This window comes from Streptomyces wedmorensis (assembly GCF_000716445.1).
GTDB classification, from domain to species: Bacteria; Actinomycetota; Actinomycetes; order Streptomycetales; family Streptomycetaceae; genus Streptomyces; species Streptomyces wedmorensis.
The window spans coordinates 19,466-37,672 of the sequence record NZ_JNWK01000059.1; the positions used below are offsets into that span (position 1 = coordinate 19,466).

The following is an 18,207-nucleotide window of genomic DNA, read 5'->3' on the forward strand; positions in this document are numbered from 1 at the left end:
GGTTATGCAGCTCCCTCAAGCGTGCGACCGGTGCCCCGGTACTGCTCCCAGGTCCAGCCGAGCTGGCGGCGGGCCATGATTCCGACGGCGTGGCGGCGGTACTTGGCGGTGCCTCGGACGTCGTCGATCGGGTTGGCGGCGCCCGAGCAGAGGTCGGCGAACTGCTTCGCGATCGACGGGGTGATGATCTTGCCGTTGTCCCAGAAGCCGCCCTCTTCCAGAGCCGCGTTCAGGAAGGCCTCGGCCTCCTTGGCGCGGATCGGGGTCGGCGCGGCGGAGCCGATGCCGGTGCGGACGGTACGGGTCTCGGGGTGCAGGGCCAGGCCGAAGGCGCAGACGGCGATGACCATCGCGTTGCGGGTGCCGACCTTGGAGTACTGCTGGGGGCCGTCCGCCTTCTTGACGTGGACGGTCTTGATGAGTTCGTCGGGCGCGAGCGCGTTGCGCTTCACGCCGGTGTAGAACTCGTCGATCGGGATGAACCGGCTGCCGCGCACGGACTCGACCTCGACCTCGGCGCCCGCGGCGAGCAGGGCCGGGTGGGCGTCGCCGGCGGGCGAGGCGGTGCCGAGGTTGCCCCCGACGCCGCCGCGGTTGCGGATCTGCGGGGAGGCGACCGTGTGGGAGGCGAGCGCCAGACCCGGCAGTTCGGCCCGCAGGTTCTCCATGATCGTGGTGTACGGAACGGAGGCGCCGAGCCGGACGTTCTCCTCGCCGACCTCCCACTCGCGCAGCAGCTCGATACGGTTCAGGTCAAGGAGGTACTCGGGCCGCCGGTGGTCGAAGTTGATCTCGACCATGACGTCGGTGCCGCCTGCGATCGGCACGGCCGTGGGGTGCTCGGCCTTGGCGGCGAGCGCCTCCTCCCAGCTGGCGGGGCGAAGGAAGTCCATGGTGGCTCTCTTCTAGTGATTCTGGTGATCGGGGGTCGAACGGTGGGGCCCGGGGGGACGGCCGGCCCTCGACATCGTGTTCATGTGCTGTTCACGCGGTGTGTGGCCTAGTACACAAGCCCACGATCGCCCGGGTGCAGTCACCGAAAACATGAAGGAGTTGGCTGGCTCCCTTGGTCGTCTTGTAGATTCGAACGAAAGGCGGGGAACAGGAACCTCGCTGTTTTCCCCTGGAAACGTTGGCACCACGCCACCGTCGACAACGCGACACCCACCCTCACCCAACGAAGGAACGGCGGCGACACGATGCGGCTGCGCGCACTGCTGGAGAACGACGCGCTGGGGCTGCGCCTGCTCGGCGGCGAGGACGAACTGGACCGGACCGTCCGCGGCGTGATGACGACGGACCTCAAGGACCCCAGCCGGTACCTCTCGGGCGGCGAACTGGTCCTCACCGGCCTCGCCTGGCGGGCCGACCCGTCCGACGCCGAGCCCTTCGTCCGGATCCTGGCCTCCGCCGGGGTCGCCGCCCTGGCGGCCGGCGAGGCCGAGCTGGGCGACATCCCGGACGATCTCGTGGAGGCGTGTTCACGCCACCGGCTGCCGCTCTTCGCGGTCAACGAGTCCGTTGCGTTCGCGACGATCACCGAGCACGTTGTTCGACAGGTCTCCGGCGAGCGGGCCGGCGACCTGGCGGCCGTCGTGGACCGGCACCGGCGGCTGATGACCTCGGGACCGGCGGGCGGCGGCCCCGAGGTGGTCCTGGACCTCCTGGGCTCCGACCTGGATCTGCGGGCCTGGGTCCTGTCCCCCACCGGCCGCCAGATCGCGGGGGCGGGCGAACCCCTGGAGGCCGGTCTGGCGGCGACCCTGGCCGGGGAGCACCTGGCCGCCACCCGCACGGGCCGGCGCGGCCCGCACCGGCTGAGCGCCGCCGGGGCGACGTACTCGCTCTTCCCGATCCGCAACACCGGCCGCGGCGCCGCCCCGGCCTCCCGGGACGTGCGCGAGACGGTCCTCTCGGACTGGCTGCTCGCCGTCGAGGCGGACGCCGGCGACTGGCCGGCCGCCCGGCTCGACCTGCTCCAGGGCGTCACCCAGCTGATCGCGGTCGAGCGGGACCGGCGCGACGCGGCCCGCACGGTACGGCGACGGCTGGCCCAGGAGGTCCTGGAGCTGGTGCAGACGGGCGCCGCGCCCGCCGAGATCGCGGCCCGTCTCCGGGTCGCCGCCCCGGTGCTGCTGCCCGGCCTCGGCACGGCGCCGCACTGGCAGGTCGTCGTCGCCCGCGTGGAGTGGGACCAGGACGCCGGCCAGGGCTCCGCCGTGGACAGCGGGCCGGTCGCCCAGGCGCTGCTCGAGGAGATCCTCGTCGACCCGGCGACCGTCGGCGCCGAGTCCGCCGACCGGATCGCCGTCGCGCACAGCGGCGACGAGGCCATCGCCCTGGTCCCGCTGGCCGCGGGCCCGCTCCCGGACAGCGAGGACGAGGGCCCGGCGACCACGCTCGGCCTGCACGCGGACGCGCTGCTGGCGGCCGTACGAGCCCCGCTGTCGGCCGGTCTCGCGGACGACGGGCGCCTCACGCTCGGCGTCAGCGCGGCCGTGGCCTCCGCGGAGGGGCTCCGCGGCGCCCTGGAGGAGGCCCGGCACGCCCGCCGGGTCGCCGCCGCCCGCCCGGGCCGGGTCTGCGCCGCAGGGCACCACGAGCTGGCCTCGCACGTGCTGCTGCTGCCGTTCGTCCCGGACGACGTCCGCCGCGCCTTCACGGCCCGTCTGCTCGACCCGCTGCGCGACTACGACCGGCGCCACCGCGCGGAGCTCATCCCGACCCTGGAGGCCTTCCTGGACTGCGACGGCTCGTGGACGCGCTGTGCGACGCGGCTGCACCTGCACGTGAACACGCTGCGCTACCGGGTGGGCCGGATCGAGCAGCTCACCGGCCGTGACCTCTCCCGCCTGGAGGACAAGCTCGACTTCTTCCTGGCCCTGCGGATGAGCTGATCCACTCCGTGCGGATTCACTCTTTCGGTGGAGCCCGAAGGAGTGACGTCCGCGCTGGTGAGGGCCCGTTGGCGGAAGCGGACGGCGGGCCGCGAGAGGGCTTGATCCCGGGCCCGGCGGCGATCTGACGGCCTGTCGACCGCGGCCCGGGCGACGGTGGGCGCACCGCCCGGACTCTTGTGAATTCTTTCACCTGACCCCTTGGCCAGGTGCTGCCCATGTGCTGAGATGCGGGTCTACTCAACAGCTCGATGGCGCGCTCGGGGAGGGCAATGTGGCGGATACCGCCATGTCTGGTTCCGAATCAAGGGGTGGCGAAGATCCGTCCCTCGCCTACGGCAAGGAGACGCCCGTGGAGACGGCCATATGGCGTCTCCGCTCCCGCGGGTGCTGGACGGACGCGGCCGCGCTGCTCGCACCGCACGCGACCGAACCCGCCGCCGCACTCCAACGGGCCGCGCTGCTCATCGAGCGCTGCCTCTACACCGAACAGGGCTGGGCCGACGCCGAGGATGCCCTGCGGGCCGCCGAGGCCGTCGCCCGCACCGACGAGGAACGCGGGGCCGCCGCCTGCGAACGCGGCTATCTCGCCTACGCCTCCACGCTGTTGGGGGTACGCGACCGGGCCGACGAGGCGCGGATGGCACTGGGCCGGGCGGCGGCGCTGATCGCTCCCGACGCGGAGGGCCGGCCGCTGCTCGACTTCCGGCGCGGGCTCGTCGCGCAGAACCTCGGCGACTCGCCGGAGGCGGCCCGCGCCGCGTACCGCAGGGCGCACGCCGGGGCCGCCGCCCGGGGGGACTCGCTGCTGCTGTCGTCCACCTGGCGCCACCTCGCCGGACTCGCCTTACGGGACGGCGAGTTGGCGGAGGCGCGGCACGGTTTCGCCGAATCGCTGCGGATCCGCGAGGAACTCGGCTACCTGGTCGGCACCGCCCCCGCGCTCACCGCCCTCGCCGACACCGAGACGGAACCGGAGGCCGGCCGGCTGCGGGCCGAGGCGCGGCGCCTCTTCCATCTCCTCGACGGGGTGCCCACCTGGCTGTCGGCCCAGCTGACACCGCGCACCGCCACCTGAAGTCCCGTACAGCACAGGCCCGGTGACCACCAGGGGAGGCCCCGCACGCGAGGCCTCCCCTCAACTCTGTCATCCGTTGCGGGACTTGGGTATGAGGCAGACGAGGCTCTCGTCGGTTCCGACGACCAGGGCGCCCGCCCCCGTGACAGCGACCGCGCGGACCGGGGGGCCCGGGCGGAAGGAGAGCTTCGGGCCGCCTTCGGGACGGTGGAGCTCGACGAGGCCGTCGGCCCAGGCGGCGGCGACCAGGGGCCCGTGCGGGGTCTCCGTCGCGTGCAGGGAGACGACCGGGGACGGGCGCTCGGCGAGGGGTTCGGGGCGCGGGTCGCGGCCCGGGGTCCAGAGCCGTACGGTGCCGTCCGCGCCGCCCGAGCAGACGAACGGGGTCTCGGAGTCCACCGCGGAGACCGCCGTGACCCGGCCGCTGTGCGAGGCCGCCTGGTGCAGGCCGGTCAGACCGAAGGCGTGGACGGAACCGAGCCGGTCCCCCACCACCACCGAGCCCGCGATCGCCGCGAGGGCCGTGCCCGGGTGCCGGGCCAGGGTCGCCGAGACGGCCTCGGTGAGGCGCTCCAGGTACGGGGCCCGGGGCGTGGTGCCGCGCACGGTGTGCAGCCGGCCCCGGTCGTCGAGCAGCAGCACCGTGCCGTCGGGTGCGGGCGCGAGCGCGGTGACCCGGCCGGGGACGGTGTGCGCGAGGCGCCCGCCAGGACTCGCGTCCGCCTCGTGGAGCAGCCGTACGGCCCCGGTGCGGTCGCCGACGAGCAGCGTCCCCTCCAGCGGTCCGCCGGCCGAGCCGAGGACGGTGACCGGACCCGGCCAGGGCGGGGTCAGATCGCCCCGGTGACGGGCCCACCGGAGCCTCCAGGGCGCACCCTGCGCGAGGTCGGCGAGGGCCGGTCGCAGCCGGGGGTCCGCTCCGTCGCCGAGTGCGGCAAGCAGTACCAACGCGCGTTCCGCCGGGGCCTGTTCGCGACAGAGGGACTGGCCGGCCCGCATCCAGGCGGCGCGCAGCCCGCCGTGGTCGTCCGCGGCTCCCTCGCCGGGGCGGGCGGGGGCCTCGGGGCCGTCCAGGGTGCCGGCCAGGCCGGCGGGCGCGGCCCCGGTGACGTACGCGGTGGTGACGAGCAGCGGGTCGGCCGCGCAGACCGCGACCGGGTCGGAGAGGTCCGGCAGCCGCCGTGGCGCGGGTGCCGAGGGGCCGGATCCACCGGGTACCGGGTCCCCCTCCAGGTCCACGAGCGCGACCCGGCGTTCGGCGCGGAGTACGGCCGGGGCCGGGCTGCCGCTCCTGGCCTCGACCACCAGGCGGATCCGGCCCACGCCGGCGAGTTCCCCGATCAGCCGGGTGAGCTCGGCCGGCTCGGCCGCCGCGTGCAGGTCCGTCAGGAGCAGCACGGCCCGACCCGCGGGCCGCGCCTCGCTGGTGGCGAGCGCGTGCACGAGGTCGCCGGGCGACTTCGCCACCACGCCGAGCCGGTCGGCGATCGTCCACGTCGCACCGAGCACGCTCTGCCCGGCCAGCGGCACGAGCACCCGGCCCGCCCGCCGGCGCGGCCGGCCGGCCCGTGGGCCGTAGGCGGCGAACCACCCGAGCAGGGCCGTCTTCCCGCTGCCCGCCGCACCGGTGACCACGCAGAGCCGCGGAGCCTCGGGGTCGGTCAGCCAGCCGAGCAGGGCCGCGGCCTCGGTTTCCGTGCCGGTGACGGGTCGGCGTCCGTCCCATGCCGAGGACGGGGTCACGGACGACGTCATGGGGCACCTCACGGGCACGACGGTGCGGGCGGCTGACGCCTCCGACTCTAGTCGCCCCGGGGGCCGCGGGTGCCTCGTCGACCGAGCCCGCCGCGGCGGCGGGCCTCCCGGGGAGTGCCTCAGCCCTCCGAGCCCGCGAAGTGCTCCCGCACCAGGGACTGGACGACGGTCAGGTCCTGGGCGATCAAGGCGGCGAGGAGGGCGGTGTGTTCGGCGGCGTCGGCGACGAGGTCGCCGTGCCGGAGGGCGGGGGCGCTGATCAGGGGCCACTGGGAGCGGCGGTGGAGGTCGTCGGCGACGGCGAGGAGCTGGGTGTTGCCGGCGAGGGAGAGGACCGCGCGGTGGAAGGCGCGGTCGGTCTCGGCGTAGTGGGCGCGGTCCCCCCGTGCGGCGGCCGCCGCGGTCGCCTCGGCGAGCGGCCGGAGCTCGGCCCAGCGCTCGGCAGGGACGGTGCGGGCGAGCCGCAGCATGACGGGCACCTCGATGAGCGCCCGGACCTCGGCGAGTTCGGCGAGCTCGCGCGGGGTCCGCTCGGTGACGCGGAAGCCGCGGTTCAGCACGACCTCGACGGCGCCCTCGACGGCCAGTCGCTGCATGGCCTCGCGCACGGGCGTCGCGGAGACCCCGAAGCGCTCGGCGAGGGCGGGCGCGGAGTACACCTCGCCGGGCACGAGCTCGCCGCCGACGAGAGCGGTGCGGAGGGCGTCCAGGACCTGCCCGCGCACGGAGTGCCGCCGCACCTCCCGGGGGGCGCGGGCCGCCGGCCCCCCGTGGGTGTGCTCGCCGCGGGCGACCGGGACGTCACCCGTCCGGGCGGGATCGGGGACGTACGCGGGACCTCGGGCGCCGTACCCGTCACGGCCGTCCTCCGCCACGGGGGCGCGGGCGCCGTACCCGTCACGGCCGTCCTCCGCCACGGGGCCGCGGCCGCCGTACCCGTCACGGCCGTCCTCCGCCACGGGGCCGCGGCCGCCGTACCCGTCACGGCCGTCCTCCGCCACGGGGGCGCCTGCCGTGCCGTCGGGGTGTCCGGGCTCGGCGGGACGGGCCTGTTCGGGCACCCGTGCGGCGTCGCCGAAGGGCGGGGACGGTCGGTCCGTCGCCCGCTCGCGCGCTGCGCTCTGCTCCACCCGGGTCCTCCTGGGGCCTCGTGCCGGGCCCGGCTCGCGTGGCCCGGGTCCTCTGTGCACCATAGGCGAACGGACCGGCGTGGCGGGGGCGAGGGGTGTCCCGGCGGATCGGGCGCGAGCCCGGCCGCGATCGGCCTGGGCAGGCCCCGCCGCCCGCCCCGCAGGTCGGGGCGGGCGGCGGTGTGAGAGATGATCCCGAATCGGGTAAGGTAAGGCTAACCTGCCTACGATCGCGATTCGGTGGTCCACATGACCGTCCCCGCCTTGTTGCCCGCTCCGCCCGCCTCGCCCGTCGCGGCCTCCTACGCGCGACTCGCCGAGGCCTTCTCCGGCCTGCGGATAGAGGAACCGGCCCGGGGCGAACGGCTGCCGCGCGGCGCCGGCTGGGTGGGCGCGGACGAGCTCGCGGCCGGGGGCCCCGCCCTCGACGCCTTCCTCGCCTGGGACAACGCGCAGGTGCTGCGCGACTACGGCACCCAGGCCCGGCCCGACGTCGTCGCGAGCTTCGGACTGCACCGCTACGCCTGGCCCGCCTGCCTCCTCGTCACCGTCCCGTGGTTCCTGCACCGGCGGGTGCCCCGGCTGCCCACCCGGAACGTCGCCTTCCAGCGCGCGCTGGGCCGGATGTCGGTCCGGGTGGACGAGTTCGCCTGCCTGCCGGGGGACCCCGCCGCCGCGCTCCCCGGCGCCCGGGTCGTCGCCGACGAGGAGGCGCTGCGGGCCGAGGTCCGCGCCTCCCTCGCCGAGCACTTCGAGGAGGTGCTCGGCGGCTTCGGGTCCCGGATGAAGCGCGGCCGCCGGGCCCTGTGGGGCATGGCCACGGACGAGATCGTCGAGGGTCTCTGGTACGTCGCCGCCCTGCTCGGCGAGGAGCGGCGGGCGATGACCGAGCTCGACCTCCTGATGCCGGGCACCGCCAAGCCGTACAAGCCGTACGCCGGCGCCGCGGGCTTCCGCGAGCTGGCCGGGGCCGAGGACGCCGACGGCACCCCGCGCGCCACCCGCGACCGGGCGACGTGCTGCTTCTTCTACACCCTGCGCCCCGAGGACACCTGCCTCACCTGCCCGCGCACCTGCGACGCCGAGCGGGTCCGCCGGCTGACCGCGACCGCCTGAGGCTCCCGGGTGATTACGCCACCCGCACGGGTGGCGTAAATCGAACTCAATTCCCGTCCCCTGCATGTGCGTTCGACCAGATCGCACCTATTCGTATGCCGTGGGCCCCCGATGGCGTGCTCTTGCCCCGAAACCCCTTGAGCACCGCACGGGGTCGGCCAGTATGGGCCGCCAAACGCCCTACTGCGATGCAAGGGACACCGCATGAGACTGACCGACATATCGCTGGACTGGCTGCTTCCGGGTGGCGTGATGGTGGCCGGAGTCCTGACGGCGGTGGCGGTGCTCGCGCGCGGGAAGCGCGCCGGTGACCAGGCCGCGGCCGAGGACTCCTGGGAACGCAGCGAGGAGCGCCGCAGACGCAAGGAGGCGGTCTACGGCACCGCGTCCTACGTCCTCCTCTTCTGCTGTGCCGCGGTCGCCGCGGCCCTCTCCTTCCACGGGCTCGTCGGCTTCGGCCGGCAGAACCTCAACCTCGCCGGGGGCTGGGAGTACCTCGTCCCGTTCGGCCTCGACGGCGCGGCCATGTTCTGTTCCGTACTCGCGGTCCGCGAGGCCAGCCACGGTGACGCGGCCCTCGGCTCGCGCCTCCTCGTCTGGCTGTTCGCGGGCGCGGCGGCCTGGTTCAACTGGGTCCACGCCCCGCGCGGCCTGGGCCACGACGGCGCCCCGCAGTTCTTCGCGGGCATGTCCCTCTCGGCGGCGGTCCTCTTCGACCGGGCCCTCAAGCAGACCCGCCGGGCGGCGCTGCGCGAACAGGGCCTGGTGCCCCGCCCGTTGCCGCAGATCCGGATCGTCCGGTGGCTGCGGGCTCCCCGGGAGACCTTCGCCGCATGGTCGCTGATGCTCCTGGAGGGCGTACGCACCCTCGACGAGGCGGTCGACGAGGTGCGCGAGGACCGGCGGGAGAAGGAGCAGAGCCGGATCCGGCGGCGCGACCAGGTCAAGCTCGACCGGGCGCGGCTCAAGGCGATCAACCGTCAGCACCGTGCCTTCGGGCTCGGCCGGGGCGGGGGCCGTCAGGTCGAGATGGCGGCGCTCAACGCCGCGGCCGGCTCGGGACCGGGTGCCGGTTCCGGGGCGGGCTCCGCGACGGCTGCCGTGCAGGCCGCCGTCGCGGAGCCCGCCATAGCGGACCCCGGACAGCTGCCGCTTCGACCCCGGCCCTCCCTGCAAGCCGTGAGGGGCGCTGAGTCCCGCTCGGCGGACTCCCGGATGGTGGACCTCACCGCCGAGGACGACACCCAGACGCTGCCCCGGCTCGACTCCCTGGAGCGCAAGCTCAAGGATCTGGAGCAGCAGTTCGGCTGAGCGGGGGATCGTGGAGATCCCGCAAACCGGTGGGGCCGCCTCTCAGGCGGCCCCACCGTTCAGTTCGAACCACACCACTTTGCCCACGCCGCTGTCCTCGACCCCCCACGAGTCGGCCAGGGCCTGGACGAGGACGAGTCCCCTGCCGTGCGTACCGTCGTCGGCGGGCGGTGCGTGCGGCGTCTCGAGGCCGGGGACGAAGTCCCGGACCTCGACCCTGAGCTGCTCGGGGACGACCGTCGCCGTGACGACGGCCCCGTGGTCGGTGTGGACCAGGGCGTTGGTCACCAGTTCGCTGGTGAGCAGTTCGGCCACGTCGGAGGCGCCCGGTCCGCCCCACTTCCGCAGCAGTTCGCGTAAGGCATGTCGTACCTCCGGCACCGCGGTGAGATCGGCGCATCCCACCTTCCTGAGCAGTTGAGTCGGCTGTCGCGCCTCCCCGGCCATAACCCCCACCCACACGTCGTCGAACAGGCTCACGGGGATGCATGCCCCACCGGGGCGCCCGCATTCCCTCAGGGGCGCGGCACGTTCCGGAGGTTGGAGCGGGCCATCTGGAGCATCCGGCCCACGCCGCCGTCGAGGACGATCTTGCCCGCGGAGAGGGCGAAGCCGGCCACCATGTCGGCGCTGATCTTCGGCGGGATGGAGAGCGCGTTGGGGTCGGTGACGATGTCGACCAGGGCCGGGCCCTTGTGCTTGAAGGCGTCCCTGAGGGCGCCCGCCAGCTGCTTGGGCTTCTCGACGCGGACGCCGTACGCACCGGCGGCGCGGGCGATGGCGGCGAAGTCGGGGTTCTTGTTCGTCGTTCCGTACGAGGGGAGCCCCGCGACGAGCATCTCCAGCTCGACCATGCCCAGCGAGGAGTTGTCGAAGACGATCACCTTCACGGGCAGGTCGTACTGGACGAGGGTGAGGAAGTCGCCCATGAGCATGGAGAACCCGCCGTCGCCGGAGAGCGAGACGACCTGCCGGTTCCGGTCGGTGAACTGGGCGCCGATGGCCTGCGGCAGGGCGTTCGCCATGGAGCCGTGGGTGAACGAGCCGATGATCCTGCGCCGCCCGTTGGGCGAGAGGTAGCGGGCCGCCCAGACGTTGCACATGCCGGTGTCGACGGTGAACACGGCGTCGTCGTCGGCGAGTTCGTCGATGACGGAGGCGGCGAACTCGGGGTGGACGGGGACGTGCTTCTCGACCTTGCGGGTGTAGGCCTTGACGACGCCCTCCAGGGCGTCGGCGTGCTTCTTGAGCATCTTGTCGAGGAAGCGTCGGTCCGTCTTGGCGCGGACGCGCGGGATGACGCAGCGCAGGGTCTCGCGGACGTCTCCCCAGACGGCGAGGTCGAGCCGGGAGCGGCGGCCGAGGCGTTCGGGCCGGACGTCCACCTGCACGATCTTGACGTCGTCGGGCAGGAAGGCGTTGTACGGGAAGTCGGTGCCGAGCAGGATCAGCAGGTCGCACTCGTGGGTGGCCTCGTAGGCGGCGCCGTACCCGAGCAGTCCGCTCATGCCGACGTCGTACGGATTGTCGTACTGGATCCACTCCTTGCCGCGCAGGGCGTGGCCGACGGGTGACTTGACCCGTTCGGCGAACTGCATCACCTCGGCGTGCGCCCCCGCGGTGCCGCTGCCGCAGAACAGCGTCACCCGGTCGGACGCGTCGATCATCCGGACCAGCGCCTCGATCTCGCCGTCGCCGGGCCGGACAGTGGGCCGGGTGGTGACGAGCGCGGTCCCCGACGTCTTCTCGGGGGCCGGCTGGGAGGCGATGTCGCCGGGCAGCGAGACGACGCTGACGCCGCCGCGCCCGACCGCGTGCTGGATCGCCGTGTGCAGCAGCCGGGGCATCTGCTCCGGGTTGGAGATGAGTTCGCTGTAGTGGCTGCACTCGCGGAACAGCTGGTCGGGGTGGGTCTCCTGGAAGTAGCCGAGGCCGATCTCGCTCGACGGGATGTGCGAGGCGAGGGCGAGCACCGGGGCCATGGAACGGTGGGCGTCGTACAGGCCGTTGATCAGATGCAGGTTGCCCGGTCCGCAGGAGCCCGCGCAGGCGGCGAGGCCACCGGTGATCTGGGCCTCGGCGCCCGCGGCGAAGGCCGCCACCTCCTCGTGCCGCACCTGGACCCAGTCGAGCTCCGGGGTGCGGCGGATGGCGTCGACGACCGGATTCAGGCTGTCGCCGACCACTCCGTACAAGCGGCGGACACCCGCGCGCACGAGGATGTCGACGAACTGCTCCGCCACGTTCTGTTTGGCCATGGCTCCATCAACACACGGCCCGGCGCGTTACGCCTCCCAGACGGCGACCCCCGTACGGTCGTCGGCGTAGCCGGTCACCCTCAGCTGGGTGTCCGCGAGGAAGGCGGCGAGGCCGGGGGGCTCCCGGTCGGCCCAGCGGTCCGCGAGCGCGCGGGCGAGGGCGGGTTCGCCGCGCATCGGCTCGGCGAGGCCCGGTGAGGCGAGGAGCAGGGTGTCGCCGGGGCGGGCGACGGAGGCGCGGAACCTGAACGGTTCGGGCGGCGCCGGTACGGGCTGCTCGATGAGCGGCCCTGGAGCGGTCGTGATGCCGAGGTCCATGGTGAGCCGGTCGCCCTCCTCGGTCGCCTCTTGTGCGGCGGGCGGCGAGCCGAAGCCGAGGACGGGTGCGCCGACGACGGCGGCCGGTTCGGGCAGGAGCGGCTCCAGGTCCTGCCAGGCGCCCTCGCGGAGCCGGAAGAGGCCTCCGCCGCCGATGCCGAAGAAGACCCGGGTGCGGCACTCGGGGTCGGCCGGCACGAGCAGGCAGCGCAGGGTCGCGGTGTACTCGTCGGGGGCGAGGCCGCGTTCGGAGGCGCGCGCCCTGAGCTTGCCGTACGTGCGGTCGGTGAGCCGGTGCAGACCGGACTTCAGGTCGCCGCGCCGGCCCGACCTGATGTCCTCGGAGAGCCGGGCGTGGCTGCGGCAGACGGCCTCGGCGATCCAGTGGCAGGCGTCGGCGGCGGCGAGGTGGGCGTCCTCGGCTGCGCGGGAGCCGGCGGCGACGGCGACGAGGACGAGCGCGGTCTCGTCGTGGCCGAAGCGGGCGGTGAGGAGGGCGTCGCGGCGGGGCTCGCCCCGGTAGCGGGCGGAGTCGCCGCGCACGGAGGCGGCGCGCAGGGTGCAGGTGCCGTAGCGGGCGCCGTCGAGGACGGTGTCGGGTACCAGGTCGGCGAGTTCGCCGGGGCGGGCGACGGGCAGGGCGGTGGGTTCCGCCTCGTAGGTGGGCGGTCTGCTGCCGACGAAGCCGGTCCGCGGCCGTGGCAGGTCGACGGGGACGGAGACCTCCACGGTGAGCTCGGTGTCGGTGCCGGGGTCGGCCGTGACGTCGGTCGCCGGTGCGGGTGCCGGCTGCTCGACCGCCGGCCCCTCGACCGCCGGCCCCTCGGTCGCCGGCCCCGGGAGCAGCGACACCTGGACGGTGGGCGTCTCGACGGGCGGGGCGGCCGGGGGCGGCGGCGGGAAGGTCCGGGGACCCGCCTCTGGCACCTCCCAGGGTGCCCGGCCGGGCACGGGGGGCGGCAGGGAAGGGAGCACCGCCGCCGGCGCGGGCGGCGGGTTCGGAGGCGGGGGCGTCCCGCCCGGTGGGCCGGTCGTGGCGCGGGGCGCCGTGTCGAAGTGGTCGTCGAGCGTGTCACCCGAGACCGTCGGGGCCGTGTCCGGCGCCGCGTCGTCGTAGAGCTTGTCCCACCAGTTGTCCCCCTGCTGAGTCATGCCCTTATTGTCCACCGCTCGCGGCGCCCGAAAACGGGACACCAGGAAAACCATTGCTGCAAACGGGTGGTCCGCACATGGGTGGTCCGCCGGGCGGCCCCACCCCCCACGGGAAGGACGCCCGGCGGACCGGCGTGATCAGCGCACGTCGTAAGCGCGGATCACGGTCTGGGTGACGGAGTTGCCGTTGGCGTCCGTCAGTTCGGTCCTCAGCGTGACCTGCTTGCCGGTCGCGCCCGCGTGGTCCACGGTCGCGGTCCAGCCGCCGCCTTGCCGAGAGACCCGCGCTTCGGTCCAGGTCGTGCCTCCGTCGTAGGAGTACGACAGCCTGGCCGAGGTGAGCGCTGCGGGGGTGTAGCCCGCGTGACCCGTCGCGGTGAGGCCGATCTGCTGGCCGTCGGTCGCGGCGAGGGTCTTGAGTCCGTCCTCCGGAAGGTTGTACCGGGGGAAGAGAATCGGGATGCCCTGAGAATAGACGGTCTCGTCGAGCTTGGAGGTGAATTCCCACACCGAGTTGACGGACGTGGAGCGGGCCCACACCTTGCTGCCGATCTTCATGGTGTTCTGTTCGAGCCTGTACGTCCCGGCTTCGGCCGGTACCTCGAAGACACCGAACGGCCAGCTGCTCCGGCCGAGCTCCTCGCCGTCGCGGCTCAGGCTCACGTTGCCGATGTCGCCGAAGGAGCCGGGCACGGCGTAGTGGGTGTTGTCGCCCCACATGGCGTTCGCGAAGCCGATCAGGTTGCCCTGGCGCTCGGCGACGAGGACCGGCTTCCCGGCGCCGTCCTGCGGGGCGGTGGGGGCGAGGACGCCGTCGTACCACTTCTCGGTGCGGTGTTCGCCCTCCGTGTACGCGTGCGGGGTGCCGACCATGATCTCGCCGAACGGGAAGCTGCTGCCGACCATCGGCTCCCAGGTGGTGTCGCCGGTCGAGTAGTACTCGGTGCGGGCGCCGGGAGCGGGGACCGCCTCCAGCGAGCCGAAGCCGACGCGGACGCCGTCCGGGCGGCGCGCCGCCGGGAAGTCCACGAAGTCGGTGGCGATGCCCGCCGACCCGTAGGTGGAGTCCGTGCGGCCGAGCTCGTGGTCGCGGACCCGGTACGCGCGGTCGTCGCGGATCGCTCCGGCCTCGGGGAAGGCGAGGTTGTACAGGTAGGGGCTCTTCGCGGTGGCCTTCCAGGCGAGGGTGACCTCGCCGGCCGCCAGCTCGCCGAGGAGCGCGGCGGCCTCGTCGGACGGGAGGGACAGGACGGGGAGACCCAGGCCCGCGAAGCCTCCGGCCGGGTACCAGCGGCCGGGGGCCGAGTGGTACGCGACGACGGCGACGGCACCGGCGGCCTTGGCGTTCCGGGCGAGGGCGCTCGCGGCGCTGGAGTCGTCCGGCAGCCGGACGAGGGCGATGCGGCCCTGGACCCCGGCGGCCTTGAGTTCGTCCGGCGTGCCCGTGCCGGCGTCGACGAGGCGGGCGGAGCCCGTGCCGTCGAGGTTGTCGGAGCCGATGGTGCCGGTGAGCGGGTGCAGGGTCAGGCCGTCGCCGGTGCGCAGCGAGGTGATCTGCGGTGCGGCGGCCCGCCAGTAGCTGCCGAACTCGAAGTCGCCCTCGTCGGCGCCACCTTCGACCGAGGCGTAGTAGCCGCGTATGGTGCGCGGCCCCGCGGCGGTCCCGGCGTGCAGCCAGAAGCCGTCCCAGGAACGGGCGAACGCCAGGGTGGCGCCGCGGAGTTCGGAGGCGCGGTCGGTCTTCACCGACAGCCGGTGCGCCGTGCGGGCGTCGAGGACGACGGTGGTGTCCCCCTTCAGCTCCAGCTGCGGGCGGCCGAGGTAGCTGAGCGAGTCGTTCAGCGTGGCGCCCTCTCCCGCGTCGGGCGTGGTGACGAAGGAGGAGAGGAAGTAGCTGCCGGGGCGCAGCCGGTAGACCTGGTCGGCGGCTCCGTCGTTGAAGCGCCGTTCGCCGGTGGCGTCGTCGGTGCCGATGACGTCGAGGGACGAGGCGCCGGCGGCGGGCTTGCCCTGACGGTCGATCAGCTTGACGCGCAGGGTGACCGTCTCGGGCTCCACGTACAGCGAGAACGGGGTGGAGACGTGGATGCCGCCGGGTCCGGTGGCGAGGACGCGGCCGGTGACGTCGCCGTACTGGGCGCGCTCCAGGCGTGCGTCGGGGTCGAGTTCGAGCGGGACCTGCACGGTGGCACCGGCGGGGACGGTGACGGTGCGGGCGCCGAGGCGGGCGACGGACGAGCGGACGGCGGAGCCGTCGTTGCCGGTGACCTTGTCGACGGCCAGCGTCAGGGTGACGGGTGCGCCGGAGCCGTTGGTGTACGGGACGGAGACCGTGGTCCGGTCGCTCCTGTCCTGCGGCCAGGCGAACGTGCCGCCCTGGACGGCGGGGGCGCCGAGGACCGTCTGGTCGATGGCGGCCTTCACGTCGAGCCGGCCGCCGCCGACCTCGCGGACGTCGCCGGGGAGGTCGCTGTCGGCGGAGGAGACGAGGGCCGCCTTGACCTGCCGGGCGGTCCAGTCGGGGTGGCGCTGCTTGACGATGGCGGCGGCGCCCGCGACGTGCGGGGCCGCCATCGACGTACCGGACATGGACTGGTAGGCGGAGACGCCCCGGCCGCCGGCCGCGGCGGCGGAGATGCCGACGCCGGGCGCCGCGATCTCGGGCTTGAGGGTGTGGTTCACGATCGTCGGGCCGCGGCTGGAGAACCACGCGGTGGAGTCGTCGCGGTCGGTGGCGCCGACGGTGAGCACGCCGGGCGCGCAGCCGGGCGAGGAGACGGTGTTGTGCGTCGGCCCGGAGTTGCCCGCGGCGATGACGAACAACGTGCCCTGGTTACGGGCGAGTTCCTCGGCCGCGACGCTCATCGGGTCGGTGCAGTCGGTGGGGACGGGGCTGCCGAGGCTCATGGAGACGACGTCGGCGCCCTGGGCGACGGCCCACTCCATGCCGGCGATGATCCAGGAGGCGGCACCGGAGCCGGAGTCGTTGAGGACCTTGCCGTTGAGGAGCTGGGCGCCGGGGGCGACGCCCTTCTTCCTGCCGCCGCTGGCGGCGCCGGAGCCGCCGACGGTGGAGATGGTGTGGGTGCCGTGACCCTGCCGGTCGTCGGCGCTGTCGGAGTCGGTGAAGTTCTCCGAGGCGGCGATGCGGCCCTTGAGGTCGGGGTGTTCGGCGTCGGCACCGGTGTCGAGGACGGCGACCTTGGTGCCGGTGCCGTCGTAGCCGGCCGCCCAGGCCTCGGGGGCGTGGACCTGCTTCGTCGACTCCTCCAGGGTGGCCTCGACCTTGCGGTCGAGCCAGAGCTTCTTCAGTCCGGCGGCGGAGCGGGCGCCGGGCGCCGTGACCTCGGCCCAGAAGGTGGCGGCCTGCTTCTTCTCCGCCGTCAGGGCGACGCCGTCGACGGCCTTGAGGACCTGGCCGCGCCGGGCGCCGCGGGGGGCGGCCGGGACGGAGCGGGCGACGTCGGAGCCGTAGACCGCGATGAGGGGCAGTGTCGTGGTGGCCGCGTCGTCGTAGCCCTGGCGGACGAGTCCGGTGACGTTGAACAGTTCCTCGTCGACGCGTCCGGCGGCGAGCGCCCGGGTGGCGCCCTCGGGGTAGACGTACAGGTCCTGGCCGGAGCGTCGGGTCTGGACGAAGGGGACGGTGCCGTCCTCGCCGGGCAGCGCCGTGGCCGCCGGGTCGCCCGCGGCGTCGCGGGTGACCAGGACGCGGTCGCCGGTGACCAGGGTCACCGTGGCGGTCCGGCTGCCGGCCGCTCCCCCGGCGCGGGCCGGGGCCTCGCTGCCGACCAGCGGTCGCTTGCCGGCCGTGCCGTCCTGTGGCTCGTCTGCCATGGACGGCGAGACCGCGGTGACGGCCAGGACGGCGGCGGTCGCCGCTCCCAGGGCCGTACGCGAAATCGGGCGCATCGCTCTCCCCATCTGAATTCGGAAAAAGGGAGCAAAGGTCCCGTATCCGAAGGCGGTTGGTGCTGCGGTGGCGCCACATTGGCAGAGGTGAGGGCGGTGCAGGGATGATGGGTGAGGCGGGAATGCGCCGTGGCCGTTTCCCGCCAGGTCACCAACGGAACGAATGCCTCCGGTGATGTCCCGGAAAGATCGGGAACGCCCGGAGGTAAGGCGAGGGGTGGGGCATCCATGCTGGGAGCGATAGGACTCGACGAGCGCCAGGAGTCCGCGTACCGGGCCCTGGTCGCGCTGGGCGCTGCCGAGGTCTCCGATCTCGCGCACCGGCTCGCCCTCCCCGAACGCGACACCGAGCGTGCCCTGCGCCGGCTCGAGTCACAGGGACTCGCCGCCCAGTCCTCCGCCCGCACCGGCCGGTGGGTGGCCGCGCCGCCCGGGGTGGCGCTCGGCGCGCTGCTCACCCAGCAGCGCCACGAACTGGAGCAGGCCGAACTGGCGGCGGCGCTGCTCGCCGAGGAGTACCGCGCCGAGGCCGAGGCCGTCGCCGTGCACGACATGGTGGAGGTGGTGACCGGCGCGAGCGCCGTCACCCACCGCTTCCTCCAGCTCCAGCTGGGCGCGACGGAGGAGGTCTGCGCGCTCGTCACCGGCAAGCCGATCGCCGTCACCGGCCTCGAGAACGACGCCGAGGAACAGGCGGCCGGCCGCGGGGTGCGCTACCGGGTGGTGATCGAGCGCGAGGTGCTCACCCTCCCGTCCGGGCTGCTGGAACTCTCCGCGGCGCTCGGCCGCGACGAGCTGATCCGGGTCGCCGACCGCGTCCCCACCAAACTGGTGGTCGCCGACCGGTCCCTCGCCATGGTCCCGCTGACCGGCCGGGGCGCCGAGCCCGCGGCCCTCGTCGTCCACGCGAGCGGACTCCTCGAATCGCTCATGGGCCTCTTCGAGTCGGTGTGGCGGGAGGCCCTGCCGCTGCGGCTCGGCGCCGGCGCGCAGATCGCCGAGGACGAGGCCCCGGGCCCGGACGTGATGGACCTGGAGATCCTGTCCCTGCTGCTCGCCGGCATGACCGACGCCAGCGTGGCCAAGCAGCTCGACCTGGGCCTGCGGACCGTCCAGCGGCGCGTCAAGGGCCTGATGGAACTGAGCGGAGTCACCACCCGCCTCCAGCTCGGCTGGCACGCCTACGAGAAGGGCTGGGTGGCCCGCGGCTGACCGGAACGGGGCCCGGGATCCTGGGGCCCGGGGAGACCCTGGCCGACGCGGGTGGCCCACGGCCGACC

Annotated in this window: 12 protein-coding genes; 5 read left to right on the forward strand and 7 right to left on the reverse strand. The window is 74.2% G+C overall.

Annotation, left to right across the window (positions count from 1 at the left end):
* Positions 1-2: 2 nt before the first annotated feature.
* Complete coding sequence (locus tag OO54_RS33385) at positions 3-893, reverse strand: FAD binding domain-containing protein (protein ID WP_033209978.1); 891 nt, start codon at positions 891-893, stop codon at positions 3-5.
* Positions 894-1,199: 306 nt separating this feature from the next.
* Between OO54_RS33385 and OO54_RS33390 the strand changes: the two genes are divergently transcribed.
* Together OO54_RS33390 and OO54_RS33395 are read left to right on the forward strand one after the other, a co-directional pair.
* Positions 1,200-2,897, forward strand: coding sequence for a PucR family transcriptional regulator (locus OO54_RS33390; protein WP_033209979.1), 1,698 nt, complete (start codon positions 1,200-1,202; stop codon positions 2,895-2,897).
* A gap of 289 nt (positions 2,898-3,186) precedes the next feature.
* Positions 3,187-3,975: a hypothetical protein gene (locus OO54_RS33395; RefSeq protein ID WP_078905474.1), complete on the forward strand. Its 789-nt coding sequence runs from the start codon at positions 3,187-3,189 to the stop codon at positions 3,973-3,975.
* 69 nt (positions 3,976-4,044) lie between these two features.
* Here OO54_RS33395 and OO54_RS33400 read toward each other — a convergent pair whose 3' ends face one another.
* Complete coding sequence (locus OO54_RS33400; RefSeq protein ID WP_033209982.1) at positions 4,045-5,730, reverse strand: WD40 repeat domain-containing protein; 1,686 nt, start codon at positions 5,728-5,730, stop codon at positions 4,045-4,047.
* A gap of 119 nt (positions 5,731-5,849) precedes the next feature.
* Positions 5,850-6,647, reverse strand: a complete 798-nt coding sequence (locus OO54_RS33405) for a GntR family transcriptional regulator (RefSeq protein ID WP_200146581.1) — start codon at positions 6,645-6,647, stop codon at positions 5,850-5,852.
* A 462-nt stretch (positions 6,648-7,109) separates the two neighbouring features.
* Here OO54_RS33405 and OO54_RS33410 point away from each other — a divergent pair, with 462 nt between their 5' ends.
* Together OO54_RS33410 and OO54_RS33415 are read left to right on the forward strand one after the other, a co-directional pair.
* Entirely contained in the window at positions 7,110-7,976 is an 867-nt protein-coding gene (locus OO54_RS33410) for a (2Fe-2S)-binding protein (protein WP_033210016.1), read from the forward strand.
* Positions 7,977-8,180: 204 nt separating this feature from the next.
* A complete protein-coding gene (locus OO54_RS33415) occupies positions 8,181-9,287 on the forward strand; it encodes a DUF2637 domain-containing protein (protein WP_017238271.1) in 1,107 nt (368 codons plus the stop codon).
* 42 nt (positions 9,288-9,329) lie between these two features.
* Here the strand turns inward: OO54_RS33415 and OO54_RS33420 are convergent, their stop codons facing one another.
* The 4 genes from OO54_RS33420 to OO54_RS33435 form a co-directional block, all read right to left on the reverse strand.
* On the reverse strand, positions 9,330-9,734 hold the full coding sequence (locus tag OO54_RS33420; protein ID WP_026058037.1) for an ATP-binding protein: 405 nt from the start codon (positions 9,732-9,734) through the stop codon (positions 9,330-9,332).
* 68 nt (positions 9,735-9,802) lie between these two features.
* Complete coding sequence (locus tag OO54_RS33425) at positions 9,803-11,545, reverse strand: pyruvate dehydrogenase (protein ID WP_033209984.1); 1,743 nt, start codon at positions 11,543-11,545, stop codon at positions 9,803-9,805.
* 27 nt (positions 11,546-11,572) lie between these two features.
* Positions 11,573-13,015, reverse strand: coding sequence for a protein phosphatase 2C domain-containing protein (locus OO54_RS33430; protein WP_033209986.1), 1,443 nt, complete (start codon positions 13,013-13,015; stop codon positions 11,573-11,575).
* Positions 13,016-13,153: 138 nt separating this feature from the next.
* Complete coding sequence (locus OO54_RS33435) at positions 13,154-16,927, reverse strand: S8 family peptidase (protein WP_033209987.1); 3,774 nt, start codon at positions 16,925-16,927, stop codon at positions 13,154-13,156.
* A 228-nt stretch (positions 16,928-17,155) separates the two neighbouring features.
* On the opposite strand from OO54_RS33435, the gene OO54_RS33440 reads away from it, so the two are divergent.
* Positions 17,156-18,139, forward strand: coding sequence for a helix-turn-helix domain-containing protein (locus OO54_RS33440; protein ID WP_033209988.1), 984 nt, complete (start codon positions 17,156-17,158; stop codon positions 18,137-18,139).
* Positions 18,140-18,207 lie beyond the last annotated feature (68 nt).